The sequence below is a fragment of the Pseudomonas sp. Pse79 genome, assembly GCF_024519615.1.
Classification (GTDB): domain Bacteria; phylum Pseudomonadota; class Gammaproteobacteria; order Pseudomonadales; family Pseudomonadaceae; genus Aquipseudomonas; species Aquipseudomonas veronii.
Window position 1 is genome coordinate 1 of the sequence record NZ_JALJRR010000070.1, and the last position, 536, is coordinate 536.

A 536-nucleotide genomic window follows, 5' to 3' on the forward strand; every position below is an offset into this window, starting at 1 on the left:
CCTTCCGCTTTCAGCGAAATACTCGAGTCAGCCTGCGAGCGCAATTGGCGCTTCTACCAGAAGCAGGCAGAAGACGTGATCGCCCCCGGCGGCAAGCTGATCGCCGACCCCAGATTGCGCAACCGGCTCATCAACTCGGCGTATGCCCAGCTCTGGCGCCTCGACAACCGTTTTCAGTGGGCGGGCCTTGCGGCGTTTGCCTCCAAGCAAGTGGGGTGCGGTTTGCTGCACGCGGCAGAATCCATCGAGAAAATTCAGGCGGAATTTGAAGCGGCGGAGCAATTGCGAAGGAGTGCCCGGAAAGGGGTTTGGGGGTTGTTCAGCGCAGAGGAGCGTGAACGGCAGGCAAAGCTGCGGGAGTACGAGCGGCGCCTGCGGGAGTATGAACAGGCCAGCCGTAATAACCCGGTGCCTGATGTTGATTGGTGGCGCGAGGGTGAACCGCTATCGAGCGTGCAACAGCTTTATCAACATGCGTACGAGATGATGGCGATGGGCAATACCACGCTGTTTTTGGATGTGTTTCCGTTGCATGC

1 protein-coding gene is annotated in these 536 nt (G+C 59.1%); it reads left to right on the forward strand.

From position 1 onward, the window contains the following. Positions 1–536, forward strand: a 536-nt coding sequence (locus tag NR164_RS30255) for a DUF2515 family protein (protein ID WP_372873474.1), incomplete at both ends; no start/stop codon positions are given.